This is a genomic window from Nonomuraea insulae (assembly GCF_042656245.1).
This window is the reverse complement of sequence record NZ_JBHSPA010000099.1, coordinates 1-551: the sequence shown is the minus strand read 5'-3', so window position 1 is coordinate 551 and position 551 is coordinate 1. Positions and strand designations below refer to the sequence as shown.

Genomic DNA, 551 nt, shown 5'->3' with positions numbered 1-551 from the left:
TCGCCGCCGCGATCATCTGCTGGCGACGCCTCAACCGCTGATCATTCTGTTAGGACTTCTTAGGAGACCTCATCCCCGACCACGACGAGGCTCTCAACACCCTGATCGACGCGCACGCCGTACGGCCCCTCATCAACGCCCTACCCCACCGCGAGAAGCACATCCTGCTGCTGCGCTTCTACGGCAACCTCACCCAGGCCGAGATCGCCGCCGAATTCGGCATCTCCCAGATGCACGTCTCCCGCATCCTGCGCGCCGTACTGACCCGACTGCGCTCCTCCCTCGAGACCACTGAGACCACGAATTCCGGTGCGAGCTCAGCCAGTGACGCCGCCTGACAGAGCCAGAGCTTCGACAACACCGCGCCTAGGACGCCCGCACACGGTCCGCGTTCGTTCGCGAGACCAGCGACAAGGCATCAACGTGCTATAGCGGCTGTTTCGCTAAACGGGTTTAGAGGCGTCCGTAACTCGGCCGGCCGGTCGACGGATTCGTGGTTCGCGGTAGTCCTGTTGCCTTGTTTACGGCGGTTGCGCGGGGTAGGCGGCCAC

1 protein-coding gene is annotated in these 551 nt (G+C 63.7%); it reads left to right on the top strand.

Annotated features, from left to right (window positions below; translation table 11 throughout):
- Nucleotides 1-71: 71 nt before the first annotated feature.
- Entirely contained in the window at nt 72-338 is a 267-nt protein-coding gene (locus ACFPZ3_RS59550) for a sigma-70 family RNA polymerase sigma factor (protein ID WP_379523328.1), read from the top strand.
- Nucleotides 339-551: the final 213 nt, after the last annotated feature.